This window comes from Sphingobium aquiterrae, from assembly GCF_037154135.1.
Taxonomy (GTDB): Bacteria; Pseudomonadota; Alphaproteobacteria; order Sphingomonadales; family Sphingomonadaceae; genus Sphingobium; species Sphingobium aquiterrae.
In genome coordinates this window covers 22416-37654 of sequence record NZ_JBANFL010000004.1, presented here as the reverse complement: position 1 = coordinate 37654, position 15239 = coordinate 22416, and the positions used below count along the sequence as shown (strand labels likewise).

The window sequence follows — 15239 nt, the reverse complement described above, 5'->3', positions numbered from 1 at the left end:
ATTGCAGGCGCCGACATTACAACAGTCCCGGCATCGCGACGAGCAGCGCAGCAAGCGGCGCCACCGCGACCACCCCGTCCAGCCTGTCCATCACCCCGCCATGGCCGGGCAGCAGCGTGCCGCTGTCCTTCACGCCCGCACGGCGCTTGAGATAGCTTTCGAACAGGTCGCCGCCCTGCGCCGCGACCGCCAATATGCCGCTGGCCGCCGCAAGCCGCAGCGGCAGGCCGGCAAGGACATGCAGCGCAAAGCCGAAGGCCAGCGCCGCGCAGACGCCCCCGCCCAGCCCCGACCATGTCTTCGAGGGGCTGACCCGCGGCGCGAGCTTCGGCCCACCGATGGCGCGGCCGGCGAAATAGGCGCCGATATCCGTCGCCCAGACAAGCCCCAGCGCCCAGAACGCGATGATCAGCCCGGTGCTCGCCGCCGGCGCGCCACGCAGGAACAGCAGCGCCAGCACCGGCACGCAGACATAGATGATGCCGACCGCGATCAGCGAAGAGCGGGCCGCCGCCACGGAGAACAGAAACGCGCCCAGCATCAGCCCCAGCGCCAGGAAGGACGGCCCGGCGGCCCAGGGCGACATGATGGCAAGCGGCACCGACACCGCGAACATCGACAGCTGCTTCTGCCGTGCATTGGCGCCCATCAGATCGGCCCATTCGCCCTGCATCAGCACACCGGCGGCGGACACCAGCACCCAGAACAAGGCGCCGCCCATCAGCAGCGCGCCCACCGCGACGCAGATCAGCGCGAGGCCGACGACCGTGCGAGTCCGTAATTCACTGCTCACTGGCCAGTTACCTGCAATCCCGCCACTCGCAATCCTGTCACTGGCCATCCCGTCACTGGCAATCACAATCCGCCATAGCGCCGCTCCCGCCCCTTGAAGGCGGCAAGCGCCTCGGCAAGGGCGGCGGCGTTGAAATCCGGCCAGAGCAGGTCGGTGAAATAGAGTTCGGCATAGGCCGCCTGCCACAGCAGGAAATTGCTGAGCCGATGCTCGCCCGATGTGCGGATGAGCAGGTCCAGCGGCGGCAGGTCGGCGGTGTCGAGCCCGGCATCTATCGCCTCGATGCCGATCTCCTCCGGTGCGATCTCGCCATTGGCGACGCGGGTGGCGACAACGCGGACGGCCCGCACCATCTCGTCCTGCGCGCCATAGTTGAGCGCGATGGCGAGCGTCGCGCCACTATTGCCGGCGGTGCGGGCGACCGCCCCGTCGATCAGCGCGACGAGCGAAGGCTCCAGCGCGCGATAATTGCCGATGACCCGCAGGCGCACATTATTGGCATCGAATTCGTCGATGTCCGACTGGATGAAGCGGCGCAGCAGCCCCATCAGGTCGGACACCTCCGATTCCGGGCGCTTCCAGTTTTCGGACGAGAAGGCGTAGAGCGTCAGGCACTCGATCCCCATCTGCCGCGCGGCGCGGCTGATGGCGCGCACCGCATCCACGCCCGCCTTGTGCCCGGCGATGCGCGGCAGGAAGCGACGCTTCGCCCAGCGGCCATTGCCATCCATGATGATGGCAACATGGCGCGCGCCGTGCTCAGCCGCGTGCTGGGGATATTCAGTCTGTGCCTGGGTCGCCACGACGGATTTATGCGCAGATTTCAGCCCTATTGGCCAAGGATTTCTTTTTCCTTCGCCGCGGCGGCCGCGTCGATGTCCGATATCGTGCTGTCGGTGATCTTCTGCACTTCGGCTTCCTTGCGCTTGCGCTCGTCTTCGCTGATCTCGCCCTTCTTCTCGTCGGTCTTCAGGCTGTCCATGCCGTCGCGGCGCACATTGCGCGCGGCGATTCGGGCCTTTTCGGCATATTGGCCGGCGAGCTTGGCCAGTTCCTTGCGCCGTTCCTCGGTCAGGTCGGGAATGGGCAGGCGCAGATTCTGGCCGTCGACAATGGGGTTGAGGCCAAGGCCGGCGGAGCGAATCGCCTTGTCGGCGGGCCCCACATTGCTCTTGTCCCACACCTGCACCGACAGCATCCGGGGCTCGGGCGCGGAAACCGTGGCGATCTGGTTGAGCGGCATATGCGCGCCATAGACTTCCACCGTCACCGGATCGAGCAGCGACGTGTTGGCGCGGCCGGTGCGCAGGCCCGCCAGATCGCCCTTGAGCGATTCGACAGCGCCGGCCATGCGGCGTTCGATGTCCGCCTTGTCATATTGGGGCATGGTCTTAACTCTCCTGGCTTTGGACGATCGTCGCGGTTCCCTCACCCGAAAGGACGCGGGCAAGGTTGCCGGTCTCGCGGATGTTGAAGACGACGATGGGAATATTGTTGTCACGGCACAGGGCGATGGCGCTGGCGTCCATCACCTTCAGATTGTCGCTGAGCACGCGATCGAAGCTGACCGTTTCGTACCGGGTGGCGGTGGGCACCTTCTTGGGATCGGCATCGTAGACGCCGTCGACGCTGGTGCCCTTGAAGATCGCGTCGCAATTCATTTCGGCAGCACGCAGGGCGGCGGTGGTGTCCGTGGTGAAGAAGGGATTGCCGGTGCCGGCGGCGAAGATGACGATCCGGCCCTTCTCCATGTGCCGCATCGCGCGGCGGCGGATATAGGGCTCGCACACCGAGGCCATGGGAATGGCGGACTGCACGCGGGTATCCGTGCCGATGCGCTCCAGCGCGTTCTGCACGGCGAGCGCGTTCATCACCGTCGCCAGCATGCCCATATAGTCGGCGCTGGTCCGGTCGAAGCCCTTGGCCGCGCCCGCAAGCCCGCGGAAGATGTTGCCGCCGCCCACGACGACGCAGATTTCGAACCCCGCATCCTTGGCCGCCGCAATCTCTCCGGCGACACGGTCCACGGTGTCCGGGTCGATGCCGAACTGCCCCGGTCCCATCAGCACCTCGCCCGAAAGTTTGAAGAGGATGCGTTTGAAGGCGGGCCGGATCATGCGGGCTGGGTTCCATCTGCTGGCAAGGAAATGGCGCGCACCTTAGGCAGTGCGCGCCATGATGTGAAGCGGGGTTTTTGGCCCGAACATCCCCCGTTCCGAACGGGGAATGCACAAGCGATCAGGCGACGCCGGCGGCCGCCGCGACTTCCGCCGCGAAATCGCTGACTTCCTTCTCGATGCCCTCGCCCAGCTGGAAGCGGACATAGCCCTTGAGCGCGATCGCCTTGCCGGCATCCTTCGCCGCCTTGGCGACGACGTCTGCGACCGGGGTCTTGTTGTCCATCACGAACAGCTGGCTGAGCAGCGCATTTTCCTTGGCGAACTTGGCCACGGCGCCGTCGAGCATCTTCGCGACGATCTCGGCGGGCTTGCCCGATTCGGCGGCCTTTTCGGCAGCGATCGCACGCTCCCGCTCCAGCAGCGCCGGGTCGATATCCCCAGCGGCCAGCGCCAGCGGGAAGGCAGCGGCGATGTGCATCGCGATCTGCTTGCCCAGCGGTTCCAGCACGTCGGCGCCAGCGTCGCCCTCAAGCGCGACGAGCACGCCGATCTTGCCCAGGCCCGGCGCGGCGGCGTTGTGGACATAAGGCACGATCACGCCTTCGCCGACCGAAAGCTGCGCCACGCGGCGCAGGGTCTGGTTCTCGCCGATGGTGGCGATGTTGGCGACCAGCTTTTCCGACACGGAACCGCCGGCGGGGTGCGCCTGGGCAGCCAGCGCCTCGGCATCGGCGACGCCGCTGGCGAGCGCGATGTCGGCAACGGTGCGGACGAAATCCTGGAACTGGTCGTTCTTGGCGACGAAATCGGTTTCGCTGTTCACTTCAACGGCGACGCCCTTGGTGCCGGCAACGGCAACGCCGACCAAGCCTTCGGCGGCGGTGCGGCTGGACTTCTTCTGCGCAGCGGCAAGACCCTTGGCACGCAGCCAGTCGGTCGCGGCTTCCAGATCGCCATTGGCTTCGGTCAGCGCCTTCTTGCAATCCATCATGCCCGCGCCCGAACGGTCGCGCAGTTCCTTGACGGCGGCAGCGGTAATCTCGGCCATGGTAAGGCTCCTTGAAATATCGGGTTTTCAAATATGCGGGAGGGCGCGTCCTGCAAAGAGCGCGCCCTAGCCCGGCAGCGTTTCAGTTCAGCGTAACGGCCGGCCCCCGCCCCGCTTGCCGGCCGGCAAGCGGGCGTGAGGGCCTGCGGTCAGCTCAAGCCTCTGCGGCGACGGCCTCTTCGGCGGCCGGCTCGTCCAGCGCGCCGATGTCGATGCCCGAAGCCTGCTGCGCGCCACGGTTGCCCTTGGTCGCGGCGGCGGCGATCGCGTCGCAATACAGGCGGATGGCGCGGCTGGCGTCATCGTTCGCCGGCACCGGGAAGGCGATGCCGTCGGGCGAGACGTTCGAATCGAGGATCGCGACGACCGGGATGCCCAGCGTGTTGGCTTCCTTGATCGCCAGCTCTTCCTTGTTCGCATCGATCACGAACATGACATCGGGGATGCCGTTCATGTCACGGATGCCGCCCAGCGAAAGCTCCAGCTTGTCCCGCTCGCGCGTCATCTGAAGGACTTCCTTCTTGGTGAGGCCGTGGGTATCGCCCGACAGCTTCTCCTCAAGGGTCTTCAGACGCTTGATCGATCCGGAAATGGTCTTCCAATTGGTGAGCATGCCGCCCAGCCAACGGTGGTTGACGAAATGCTGGCCCGACTTGCGGGCGGCCTCTGCGATCGGGTCCTGCGCCTGGCGCTTGGTGCCCACGAACAGCACCTTGCCGCCGGCGGCGACGCTGGCCGACACGAAGTCGAGCGCGCGAGCGAACAGCGGAACGGTCTGCGAGAGGTCGAGGATGTGGATGCCGTTGCGGTCGCCGAAGATATACGGCTTCATGCGCGGGTTCCAACGGTGGGTCTGGTGGCCGAAATGCGCACCAGCTTCGATCAATTGCTGCATCGAGACGACAGGAGCCGCCATAGTCTTTCTCCTTCCGGTTGAGCCTCTGGGAATCAGTGACCGAAGGTCCAGCTGAAAGCCGGGTCCGGCACCGGGTTATGCGATTCCCATGTGGATTAGGGGCGCGCCTTTAACTGCTGCGCCCAGGCAATGCAAGCGGATTGCGGTGCTTGACAGCATGCGGGAACGAGAACATAAAGAGAACATCAGGAACAACTAACGGTTTCACGCGATTCGAAACGTCCCTGCGGGGCGTCCATGCAGAGCCAGGCGCGTGTCCGTTGCGGTGAAAGGGTAAAGCGATGTTCGGTGTGATCTCTGCTTTCGTTTTCGTGACGGCATTCTCGCTCGCGTTCGGCACCATAGCCTATATGCTGCACGCATATAAGGAAAAGATGGTGGCCGCGCTGCTGATGCAGCCGATCCCGCAGGCCGCGCCTGAACCCCGCATCTTCGTCCAGCGCCGTCGCGGCGCTCCGGCCGGCACCCCTGCCCCGACACGGCACCGGCAGCGTGCCGTCAGGCCGCTCGCCCTCGCCGCCTGAGCGGGCGACCGAACGGCCGGACGGGCGGCATGTCAGGGGGCCGAAGCCTCGGCGGCCCGGCGCTGGACCTTGGCATAGCTCATGATGCCGAAGGGTATGCTGGCGACATAGGCGATGCTGATCGCCAGCAGGGTGAGCCAGGGATTGGTGACGAGCAGCGCGGCGAGCAGGCCGGCCAGCGCGATCGCCTCCAGCCGCACCGTCTTGCGCAGCCGCAGCGACGTCCAGCTGTATGTCGCGACGTTGGAGATCATCAGGAAGGCAATGAACGCCGCCCAGGGGGCGACCACATACCAGGCGCGGAAAATCTCCAGCCCCGTCACCAGCCACAGATAGAGCGGCATGAAGGCGAGCCCGGCGCCAGCGGGCGCCGGCACGCCAGTCAGGAACCCCGCCGCCTTGCGTGGCTGGATATCGGCATCGATGTTCGCGTTGAAGCGCGCGAGCCGCAGCGCGCAGCTCAGCGCATGGCAGAGCGCAAAGATCCAGCCGAATTTCGGCATCGCCTGCAGCGACCAGAGATAGAGGATCAGCGCTGGCGCGACGCCGAAGGCGATGCAGTCCGACAGCGAATCCAGTTCCGCGCCGAAACGGCTCTCGCCCCGGAGCATGCGTGCGATGCGGCCGTCGAGGCCATCCAGCACGCCCGCGATGATGATGCAGGCGACCGCCTTTTCCCAGTCCGCCGTAACCCCGCCCGCCGCCGAAATGCCATAGCGCACGCCGGTCAGACCGAAACACAGCGCCATCGCCGTCACGGCATTGGGCGCGACCATCCGCAGGGTGATGCCGCGCCGGAGCCCGGCCGGGATCGCGCGCCTCTGCCTCATTGCAGCACGCCCGAAACCGTGCTCGCATCACCCAGCCGGGCAATGACGGTCTCGCCCGCCACCGTGCGCTGGCCCAGCACCACCTTGGGCCGGGTGCCGGCGGGCAGATACACATCGACCCGGCTGCCGAAGCGGATGAGGCCGATGCGCTGCCCCGCCGCGACCATGTCGCCCGGCTTCACGAAGGGCACGATGCGCCGCGCCACCAGTCCGGCGATCTGGGTGAAGCCGATGCGCACGCCATCGGCGCGCTCCACCAATATATGCTGCCGCTCATTATCCTCGCTCGCCTTGTCGAGATCGGCATTGAGGAACTTGCCGGAAATATAGACGACCGACTTCACGATGCCGGTGATCGGCGTGCGGTTGATGTGGACATCGAACACGCTCATGAAGATCGACACGCGCATCATCGGCGCATCGCCCAGGCCCGCTTCGCCGGCCATTTCGCGCGGCGGCGGCACCGTCTGGATCAGGGTGATCAGCCCGTCGGCGGGCGCGATGACCAGCGAGTCATCCTGCGGCGTCGCGCGCACGGGATCGCGGAAGAAGGTGAGCACCCAGATGGTGACGATCACCATCAGCCAGCCGACAATCTCCCACCCCAGCAGGAAGAACAGCCCGGTGATCGCGGCAGCGATCAACCCGAACTTGCGCCCTTCCGGATGCACGGCGGGAAAGCGCCACTTGATGCCCCCCTGGCTGGTCGGGATGCCATCGGGGGCGGGGCCTGTCGTGAATTCGCTCTTGTCCATCGCGCCGTCTTAGGGAGTGCATCCGGGCATGACAACGCCGCAACAGCGGATTGGGTGCGCAGCGGATCGCGAAGCCGGCAGCATCGCGCCGGCAGCGCACTCGGCGGCATGCCGTTATCCCAGCCGACGACCCGCCGTCATCGCGCCCACCGCCAATCCTTCGCGCGCCGCCAGCGGCCCGCGATCGATCACTCGCCCAGCCTGTCCAGCCATGCGCGCGCCTGCTTGGGCTCGCCCACCGCGCTCGACGGCACCGGCCCGCGCGATGCCAGAAACTCCTGCCGGAGCGGGAAAGGCGGCATGGCCAGCTGCTCGCGCATCCCGTCGATCGCCTCGCCCAGCTCTTCCAGTGCGGCGACGACCGGCGCGATGGCCGCACGCACGCGACGATCCGCCTGATGATCGAACAGCCCCCAGCTGCCCGATGCCGTCTTGCGCAGCGCGGCGATCAGGGCATCCCGATATTCCGCCTCCAGCTCCTCGCGCCGGATATCGAGGCGCTCCAGGCGATCCGCTTTTGCCACCTCTTCATGCTCCCTGCTTCACATCGCCTTTCGCCACGCATGCGCGCGGCGCCAACGGTGCCCAATAGCATGGCCGCATCCTCCTTTATGCATATGCCTCGCAATTGCAGCATATTTCTCCCGCGCGGGTGTTGAACATTGGGCGGCATTTGCCTAGACGCAGTGCCATCCCCATCCACAGGCAAAGAGCGGAACTACGCATGGCGAAGATCAAGGTGAAGAACCCGGTCGTCGAACTCGACGGCGATGAAATGACCCGGATCATCTGGGAATGGATCCGCGAGCGCCTGATCAAGCCCTATCTCGACATCGACCTGAAATATTACGACCTGTCCGTCGAGAACCGCGACGCGACCGAGGACAAGGTCACCGTCGATTCCGCCAATGCGATCAAGGAATATGGCGTCGGCGTGAAGTGCGCCACGATCACGCCGGACGAAGCCCGCGTCGAGGAATTCAGCCTCAAGAAGATGTGGAAGTCGCCCAACGGCACGATCCGCAACATCCTGGGCGGCGTCGTCTTCCGCGAGCCCATCGTGATTCGCAACGTCCCCCGCCTGGTGCCGGGCTGGACCGACCCGATCGTCGTCGGCCGCCACGCTTTCGGCGACCAGTATAAGGCGACCGATTTCCGCGTGCCCGGCGCCGGCAAGCTGACCATGAAGTGGGTCGGCACCGACGGCAACGAGCTGGAATATGAAGTGTTCGACTTCCCCTCCTCCGGCGTCGCCATGGGCATGTACAACCTGGACGAATCGATCCGCGATTTCGCCCGCGCCAGCATGAACTATGCCTATGACCGCAAGTGGCCGCTGTACCTGTCGACCAAGAACACGATCCTCAAGGCCTATGACGGCCAGTTCAAGGATATCTTCCAGGCCGTGTTCGACGCCGAGTTCGCCGCCAAGTTCAAGGAAGCGGGCATCGTCTACGAGCATCGCCTGATCGACGACATGGTCGCCTCCGCGCTCAAGTGGAGCGGCAAGTTCGTGTGGGCGTGCAAGAATTATGACGGCGACGTGCAGTCCGACACCGTCGCGCAGGGCTTCGGCTCGCTGGGCCTCATGACCTCGGTCCTGATGTCGCCCGACGGCAAGACCATCGAGGCGGAAGCCGCCCACGGCACCGTCACCCGCCACTATCGCATGCACCAGCAGGGCAAGGCGACCTCCACCAACCCGATCGCCTCGATCTTCGCCTGGACGCAGGGCCTGTCCTTCCGCGGCAAGTTCGACGAGACGCCGGACGTGGTGAAGTTCGCCGAAACGCTGGAAGCGGTCTGCATCAAGACCGTCGAGAGCGGCAAGATGACCAAGGATCTGGCGCTGCTGATCGGCCCGGATCAGGCATGGATGACCACGGAGCAGTTCTTCGAGGCGATCCGCGTCAACCTGGAAACGGAAATGGCCAGCTGGGCCTGACGCCCATGACATGACATATGCACGCCCGAATGTCGGCAGACCGTGCATATGATGGAAAGAGCGCGCGCGCCGGTCGTTATTATGACTGGCGCGCGCTTTTTTTGGCCGCACATGCTTGCCGATCCACCGCGTTGGCCCAAAAGGAGGGGCATGCGGGCCGTGGGCATGTGCGGCACGGACATATGATCGGGAACCGACTGCATGACGACGACCGGACGCAAACGCCTCGACATCCGCAACGCGGTTCCGTCCGACGTGCGGGCGATCATAAGGCTGATCGGCCGCGTTTACCCCGACATGCCAAGCTATGCCCCCGCCATGGTACGGGGGCAGATCAACAACTTCCCTCAAGGGTGCTTCGTCGCGCTCTACGACAACAGGGTCGTGGGCTATTGCGCGACCATGCGCGTCAGCAAGGCGATGGCTTTTGCCGCCCATGACTGGGAAGAGATCACCGCCAACGGGTTCGGCACGCGGCACAGCGCGGCGGGCGAGTGGCTGTACGGCTATGAAATGGCCGTCGATCCCAAGCAGCGCGGCCTGCGCATCGGCCAGCGCCTGTATGACGAGCGCAAGGAACTGGCCGAGCAGCTGGACCTGCACGGCATCGTCATCGCCGGGCGCATGCCCGGCTATACCCGCGCGCGGCGCAAGGTCTCCGGCCCCGAAGACTATCTGGACAAGGTCGTCACCGGCAAGCTGCCCGATCAGGTCATCAGTTTCCAGCTGAAGAACGGGTTCGAGCCGATCGGCATCCTCAAGCGCTATCTGCCCGAGGACAAGGCATCTGCCGGCAATGCCGCGCATCTGGTGTGGCGCAACCCCTATGTCGATCCGGACGAGGCGCCGGAGATGCGGGTGCCGCGCGGGGTGGAAAGCGTGCGCCTCGCCACCTGCCAGCTGCAGGCCCGCGCGGTCGAGGATTTTGCCGCCTTCATCCGCAATGTCGAATATTTCGTCGACGTCGCGGCCGATTACCGCTCAGACTTCATCGTCTTCCCCGAGCTGTTCACGCTCCCCCTGCTCTCCTTCGAGAAAGAGAAGCTGACGCCGTTGGAGGCCATCGAGAAGCTGACCGGCTATACCCAGCGCTTCACCCGGGAGCTGGCGCGGATGGCGCTGGAATATAATATCAACATCATCGGCGGATCGCACCCGACCCGCACCGATGACGACGACATCCAGAACATCGCCTATGTCGCCCTGCGCGACGGCTCCGTCCATGCGCAGGAAAAGATCCACCCCACGCCCAACGAAGCCTTCTGGTGGAACATCAAGGGCGGCGATGCGCTGGACGTGATCCAGACCGACTGCGGGCCGATCGGCGTGCTCATCTGCTATGACAGCGAGTTTCCGGAACTGGCGCGGCGGCTGGTGGACCAGGGCGCGCGCATCATCTTCGTGCCCTTCTGCACCGACAGCCGCTCGGGCTATATGCGCGTGCGCTATTGCGCGCAGGCCCGCGCGATCGAGAATCAATGCTATGTCGTGATGTCCGGCAATGTCGGCAACCTGCCGAATGTCGACAATATGGACATCCAGTACGCGCAAAGCTGCATCCTCACCCCCTGCGACCTGCCCTTCGCGCGAGACGGGATCGCGGCGGAGGCGAGCGAGAATGTCGAGACGCTGACCATCGCCGACGTGAACCTAGCGGACCTCAGCTGGGCACGGGCGGAGGGCACGGTGCGCAACCTGCGCGACCGGCGGTTCGACCTCTACCATATCGACTGGGACAGCAATCCGGACCACACGCACGCGCCCAGCGGTGGCCCGGTGCCCGCCGGCGGCCATAATTCCCCCGGCGGTGGCTGAACAGGCACGCCTGGCCGCGCCGCGCCTTTTCTAGAGCGTTTTCACTATGAGCGAAAACGCTCTCGTCCTTTGTTGTCGCATTTTCCGAGCCATTGACCGTAAACGGTCAATTTGAAAATGCTCTAACCGCCCCCCACCAATGCCTGATCGACCATGCGATTGGCGATTTCACGCTCGCCCATGACGATGAGGTCCGCGCCCAGCTTGTCGAGATGGCGGATTTCGTCGTCCGAATGCGCCCGTGCGATGATGCGGATGGTCGCGTTGAGCCTGCGCGCCTGCTCGACGATCTGCCCGGCCTCGAAACCGTTGGGAATGGCGACCAAGATCATGCGCGCCTTGTCGATCTCCGCGCGCTGCAACGTATCGGGATCGGCGGCATTGCCGACGACGACCATGGCATCCTCCCCCTTGGGCAGGCTGGCCAGATCGCCTTCCGCCTCGATGATGACAAGCCTGCCGGGCGCCGTGATCAGCCTTTCGCTGACATGCCGGCCAACCCGGCCATGGCCGACCAGGATCACATGTCCGCGCGGCGAACGCTGAACCGGCGGCGGCGCGGCCTGAGTGCCCGTACCGGCGCTCTCGCCTTTCGCGCCCAGCCGGTCGATCATCACGAACAGGAACGGGTTGAGCATGATCGAAAAGATCGCCCCCGCCAGAATCAGGTCGCGCGCTTCCGATGGAATGAGCTTCAGCGACGTGCCGAGCGTCGCGAGGATGAACGAGAATTCGCCGATCTGCGCAAGGCTGGCCGCGATGGTGAGCCCCGTGCGATGCGGCCGGCCAAAGGCGCGAACGATGGCATAGGCCGCGATGGACTTGCCAAAGAGGATGATGACGATGGTGCCGATCAACGCCAGCGGCGCGCTCATCACGATATGCGGGTTGAAGAGCATGCCCACCGACACGAAGAACAGCACCGCAAAGGCATCGCGCAGCGGCAATGTTTCCGCTGCCGCCCGCTGGCTGAGTTCGGATTCGGCAAGGATCATGCCGGCGAAGAACGCGCCCAGCGCGAAGGAGACGCCAAAGAGCATCGCCGCGCCAAAGGCCACGCCCAATGCGATCGCCAGCACCGCCAGCCGGAACAACTCCCGCGATCCGCCATGCGCCACGCCATGCAGGATGGCGGGAATCAGCCGCCGGCCGACGATCAGCATGAAGGCGACGAAGGCCAGCACCTTGCCGATGGTGACGAGCAGCGTCATGCCGATCTGCCCGCCGCTGGCGTTGCCCGCAAGCGCGGGAAGCATCACCAGCGCGAGCACCATCACCAGATCCTCGACGATCAGCCAGCCGACGGCGATCCGCCCGCGCTCGGTATCGAGGATGCGCCGTTCCTGCAGCGCGCGCAGCAGCACGACTGTGCTCGCGACCGACAAGGCAAGGCCGAAGACAAGGCCGCTCGCCACACCCCAGCCCAGCAACGCGGCAAGCCCCATGCCCAGCAGGATCGCCATGCCGATCTGCGCCAGCGCGCCGGGGATGGCGATGGTGCGGACGGACAGTAGATCCTTGATCGAAAAATGCAGTCCGACGCCGAACATCAGCAGGATGACGCCCAGTTCCGCCAGTTCGTTCGCCACTTGCTGATCTGCGACATAGCCGGGCGTGAAAGGCCCCACGACCACGCCCGCAAGCAGATAGCCGATCAGCGGAGAAATACGCAGGCGGTGCGCAAGCGCCCCAAGCATGAAAGCCAATACCAGACCCGCGACAATGGTAGCGACGAGCGGTGTGGCGTGCGGCATGCGGTCTGCAGGCTCCCCTGATTATATTGGCCCCGATCATCCCCAATGTAGGATGAGAATCGATGATTTTCGACCCTTGCAGACATTTTCCATCAAAATACTGGAAATTGCCTGCCCCGCCCGCAATGATGCAACATGGCAGTTTCCTTTGATACGGACGGTTTTCGCGACTCCCTCGTCATCCTGGGCGCGGCGGGCCTGGTCATTCCCGGCTTCGCGCGCTTCCGCATCAGCCCCGTCATCGGGTTCGTGCTTGTCGGATTGCTCGTCGGCCCGGCCGGGCTGGGGGCGCTGGTGGAGCGTTATCCCTGGCTCTATCACGTCACCATATCGAACAAGGAATCGATCGAGCCCTTTGCCGAACTGGGCATCATCCTGCTGCTCTTTTCCATCGGGCTGGAGCTGAGCTTCAAGCGCCTGTGGTCGATGCGGCGGCTGGTGTTCGGCGTGGGCGTGGCGGAACTGACGGGCAGCGCCCTCATCATCGGTGCGGCACTGTACCTGATGGGGCAGCAGTTGGGCGGCGCCATCGGCCTGGGCCTTGCGCTCGCCCTGTCCTCCACCGCGCTGGTGCTGCCGATGGTGGGCACGCAGGGGCCGGTCGGGCGCACCGCCTTTTCGATGCTGCTGTTCGAGGATCTGGCGCTCGTCCCCATCATCTTCCTGCTGGGCGCGCTTGCACCGACCGCCGCGGACGGGGGCTGGGGGCTGGTCCATACATTGATGATCGGCGGCGCGACCGTCATCGTCCTGCTGGTGCTCGGGCGCTTCGTGCTGCCCCACATCTTCAGCCAGGCGGCGCGGACGAAAAGCCCGGAGGTCTTCCTGGCCGCAAGCCTGCTGGTCGTCATCACCGCCAGCCTCGCGACGGCGCTCGCCGGCCTCTCGCCGATCGTCGGCGCGCTGCTCGCCGGCCTGCTGATCGCGGAAACGGACTATCATGGCGAGGTCGAGGTGATGACCGCGCCGTTCAAGGGGCTGGCGCTGGGCGTCTTCCTGATCACCGTGGGCATGAGCCTGGACGTGCGCGTCATCCTCGCCAACTGGGCCAGCCTGGCGCTGGCCGTGGTGGGGGTGGTCATCGCCAAGACGGCGGTGACGGCGCTGCTGCTGCGCCTGTCCGGCGCGCGCCGGGCGCTGGCGCTGGAGGTCGGCCTGCTGATGTCCAGCCCGTCGGAAACGACCCTGATCGTGCTGTCGGCGGCTTCGGCCGCGCAGCTCATCATGCCGCAAACCGCTGCATTCTGGCAGATCGTGACCGCCGTGGGCCTCACCATCACACCGCTGCTCGCACGGCTCGGCCATGACGTCGCCCGCCGCATCGAGCTGGCATCGGGCGAGGAGCCGCCGCCGATGGGCGAGGATGGCGGCAGGCCGGCGGCCGTCGTCATCGGCTTCGGCCGGGTGGGGCGGATGGTGTGCGACCTGCTGAAAACCCATAACCAGCCCTTCATCGTCGTGGAATCCGATGCGGACGTGGTCGCCGAAGCCCGGCGCGAGGGCTACCCCATCACCTTTGGCGACGTGGCCCGCGCGGGAATGCTGGACAAGCTGCGCCTTGGCCATGCCCGCGCGCTCATCCTGACGATGGACGATCCGGTGCTGTCGGTGCGGGTGACGCGGCGCGTGCGCGGCTGGGTGCCGGACCTTCCCATCATCGCCCGCGCGCGCGACACCGATCATGCGGCGCAGCTCTACCGGGCCGGCGCCAGCGATGCCGTGCCCGAAACGCTGGAAAGCTCGCTGCAACTCGCCGAGACCGCGCTGGTCGACCTGGGCGTCGCCATGGGGCCGGTGATCGCCTCCATCCACCAGGCGCGCGAGAATCTGCGCGAAGGGATCAAGGACGCCGCCAATATGGAAAAGGCGCCCAAGCTGCGGAAATTGCGGCCAGAGGACAGCTGAGCGCCCCCCGCGTCAGGGCTTCGGTCAAGGTTTGCCGATGGTGATGCGCAGGCCGCCATCGCCTTCGAAGCGCAGGGTCTCGTTCCCGTCCCAGCCAAAGCGCTGATCCAGGGATATGGCGCGCGTGCCTCCGCACGGCTGATCGGCTGCCGGGCGGCTGTAGCGGGCATTGAGCATGTAGGTCACGCCGGCACGCGAGGGCTGCATGGCGGACAGAGACAGTTCGATCTGCCGCCCCTGCCGACCGAAAGAGCCAAGGCTATTGTCGCATGCCACATCCCCCGCCGGCTCCGACAGCGAAAAGCGCGCCGGCACCCCACCGCCCACCTTCAACGTGCCGCGCCACAGCGTTTCCGTTCCCAGCATCATGACCACCGCAACGGCGCGCACGGGGTTCGTGCTGGAGGACGGCACGGGCGAGGGTATGAAAACCGGCGCCGGCAGGCGCCGGGCGCCATCGACAACCTGGATCGGCGGCGGGGCGGCGGCCGTCTGCGCAGCCACGGGGGCTGACAGCAGCGTTACGGCGAGAAAGACGGGCTTCACATTCATCAACACGCTCTCCGAACGAAGCGGGACAAGGACGGACAGAAGGGACAAATCCTGTCGATCGGTGGACCATATGGTCGATGCATGTCATGGACGGTCACTGCTGAGCAGTCGTGAAGACTTGTCGTTAATGCCCTGCTCCCCCGCAGAGATTCACCCCCCTCCCCGCCGGTCCATAGTCCTCCCCGTCCGTGCGGCGCGCCCCGAACAGCGCCCGCTTTGATCCTCCATGCGACTCATCTGCGGGGCCGTTCGGCGCAAAGCGGGGCGACGGGCGGGCCGACG

The 15239-nt window shown here is 65.6% G+C and carries 15 protein-coding genes; 4 read left to right on the top strand and 11 right to left on the bottom strand.

All coding sequences use genetic code 11. The annotated features are described in order from the left end of the window. Nucleotides 1–16: 16 nt before the first annotated feature. The 6 genes from WFP78_RS05390 to rpsB all read right to left on the bottom strand — a co-directional run bounded on the left by WFP78_RS05390 (nt 17) and on the right by rpsB (nt 4877). Nucleotides 17–793 (bottom strand): phosphatidate cytidylyltransferase, encoded by a 777-nt coding sequence (locus tag WFP78_RS05390; RefSeq protein ID WP_336959497.1) that lies wholly within the window; start codon nt 791–793, stop codon nt 17–19. A 62-nt stretch (nt 794–855) separates the two neighbouring features. Then, a complete protein-coding gene (locus tag WFP78_RS05385; protein WP_336959495.1) occupies nt 856–1596 on the bottom strand; it encodes an isoprenyl transferase in 741 nt (246 codons plus the stop codon). 26 nt (nt 1597–1622) lie between these two features. After that, nucleotides 1623–2180, bottom strand: coding sequence for a ribosome recycling factor (gene frr, locus WFP78_RS05380; RefSeq protein WP_336959493.1), 558 nt, complete (start codon nt 2178–2180; stop codon nt 1623–1625). Between the two features lie 4 nt (nt 2181–2184). After that, a complete protein-coding gene (pyrH, locus tag WFP78_RS05375; protein WP_336959491.1) occupies nt 2185–2910 on the bottom strand; it encodes a UMP kinase in 726 nt (241 codons plus the stop codon). Nucleotides 2911–3031: 121 nt separating this feature from the next. Further along, nucleotides 3032–3961, bottom strand: coding sequence for a translation elongation factor Ts (gene tsf / locus WFP78_RS05370; RefSeq protein ID WP_336959489.1), 930 nt, complete (start codon nt 3959–3961; stop codon nt 3032–3034). Between the two features lie 154 nt (nt 3962–4115). Next, nucleotides 4116–4877, bottom strand: coding sequence for a 30S ribosomal protein S2 (rpsB, locus tag WFP78_RS05365; protein ID WP_336959487.1), 762 nt, complete (start codon nt 4875–4877; stop codon nt 4116–4118). 281 nt (nt 4878–5158) lie between these two features. On the opposite strand from rpsB, the gene WFP78_RS05360 reads away from it, so the two are divergent. After that, nucleotides 5159–5401, top strand: a complete 243-nt coding sequence (locus WFP78_RS05360; RefSeq protein WP_336959485.1) for a hypothetical protein — start codon at nt 5159–5161, stop codon at nt 5399–5401. A gap of 32 nt (nt 5402–5433) precedes the next feature. Here WFP78_RS05360 and WFP78_RS05355 read toward each other — a convergent pair whose 3' ends face one another. From WFP78_RS05355 to WFP78_RS05345, 3 genes are all read right to left on the bottom strand, one after another. Next, nucleotides 5434–6231, bottom strand: coding sequence for a CDP-alcohol phosphatidyltransferase family protein (locus WFP78_RS05355; RefSeq protein WP_336959483.1), 798 nt, complete (start codon nt 6229–6231; stop codon nt 5434–5436). Continuing rightward, entirely contained in the window at nt 6228–6986 is a 759-nt protein-coding gene (locus tag WFP78_RS05350; RefSeq protein WP_336959481.1) for a phosphatidylserine decarboxylase, read from the bottom strand. Before WFP78_RS05350 ends, WFP78_RS05355 begins: the two co-directional genes overlap by 4 nt. A 188-nt stretch (nt 6987–7174) precedes the next feature. After that, nucleotides 7175–7510, bottom strand: a complete 336-nt coding sequence (locus WFP78_RS05345; RefSeq protein ID WP_336959479.1) for a hypothetical protein — start codon at nt 7508–7510, stop codon at nt 7175–7177. A 200-nt stretch (nt 7511–7710) separates the two neighbouring features. On the opposite strand from WFP78_RS05345, the gene WFP78_RS05340 reads away from it, so the two are divergent. After that, complete coding sequence (locus WFP78_RS05340; RefSeq protein ID WP_336959477.1) at nt 7711–8931, top strand: NADP-dependent isocitrate dehydrogenase; 1221 nt, start codon at nt 7711–7713, stop codon at nt 8929–8931. Between the two features lie 201 nt (nt 8932–9132). Then, nucleotides 9133–10746, top strand: a complete 1614-nt coding sequence (locus WFP78_RS05335; RefSeq protein ID WP_336959475.1) for a GNAT family N-acetyltransferase — start codon at nt 9133–9135, stop codon at nt 10744–10746. Nucleotides 10747–10868: 122 nt separating this feature from the next. Here the strand turns inward: WFP78_RS05335 and ybaL are convergent, their stop codons facing one another. Then, complete coding sequence (gene ybaL, locus WFP78_RS05330; RefSeq protein ID WP_336959473.1) at nt 10869–12500, bottom strand: YbaL family putative K(+) efflux transporter; 1632 nt, start codon at nt 12498–12500, stop codon at nt 10869–10871. 135 nt (nt 12501–12635) lie between these two features. Between ybaL and WFP78_RS05325 the strand changes: the two genes are divergently transcribed. After that, nucleotides 12636–14405, top strand: a complete 1770-nt coding sequence (locus WFP78_RS05325; RefSeq protein WP_336959471.1) for a cation:proton antiporter domain-containing protein — start codon at nt 12636–12638, stop codon at nt 14403–14405. 24 nt (nt 14406–14429) lie between these two features. Here WFP78_RS05325 and WFP78_RS05320 read toward each other — a convergent pair whose 3' ends face one another. Beyond that, nucleotides 14430–14957, bottom strand: coding sequence for a hypothetical protein (locus tag WFP78_RS05320; protein WP_336959469.1), 528 nt, complete (start codon nt 14955–14957; stop codon nt 14430–14432). Nucleotides 14958–15239: the final 282 nt, after the last annotated feature.

Bases quoted from the DNA above. Each gene is read 5' to 3' on its own strand.
- frr (WP_336959493.1), bottom strand. From the start codon at position 2,180: ATGCCCCAATATGACAAGGCGGACATCGAACGCCGCATGGCCGGCGCT.
- pyrH (WP_336959491.1), bottom strand. From the start codon at position 2,910: ATGATCCGGCCCGCCTTCAAACGCATCCTCTTCAAACTTTCGGGCGAG.
- tsf (WP_336959489.1), bottom strand. From the start codon at position 3,961: ATGGCCGAGATTACCGCTGCCGCCGTCAAGGAACTGCGCGACCGTTCG.
- rpsB (WP_336959487.1), bottom strand. From the start codon at position 4,877: ATGGCGGCTCCTGTCGTCTCGATGCAGCAATTGATCGAAGCTGGTGCG.
- WFP78_RS05360 (WP_336959485.1), top strand. From the start codon at position 5,159: ATGTTCGGTGTGATCTCTGCTTTCGTTTTCGTGACGGCATTCTCGCTC.
- WFP78_RS05355 (WP_336959483.1), bottom strand. From the start codon at position 6,231: ATGAGGCAGAGGCGCGCGATCCCGGCCGGGCTCCGGCGCGGCATCACC.
- WFP78_RS05350 (WP_336959481.1), bottom strand. From the start codon at position 6,986: ATGGACAAGAGCGAATTCACGACAGGCCCCGCCCCCGATGGCATCCCG.
- WFP78_RS05340 (WP_336959477.1), top strand. From the start codon at position 7,711: ATGGCGAAGATCAAGGTGAAGAACCCGGTCGTCGAACTCGACGGCGAT.
- WFP78_RS05335 (WP_336959475.1), top strand. From the start codon at position 9,133: ATGACGACGACCGGACGCAAACGCCTCGACATCCGCAACGCGGTTCCG.
- ybaL (WP_336959473.1), bottom strand. From the start codon at position 12,500: ATGCCGCACGCCACACCGCTCGTCGCTACCATTGTCGCGGGTCTGGTA.
- WFP78_RS05325 (WP_336959471.1), top strand. From the start codon at position 12,636: ATGGCAGTTTCCTTTGATACGGACGGTTTTCGCGACTCCCTCGTCATC.
- WFP78_RS05320 (WP_336959469.1), bottom strand. From the start codon at position 14,957: ATGAATGTGAAGCCCGTCTTTCTCGCCGTAACGCTGCTGTCAGCCCCC.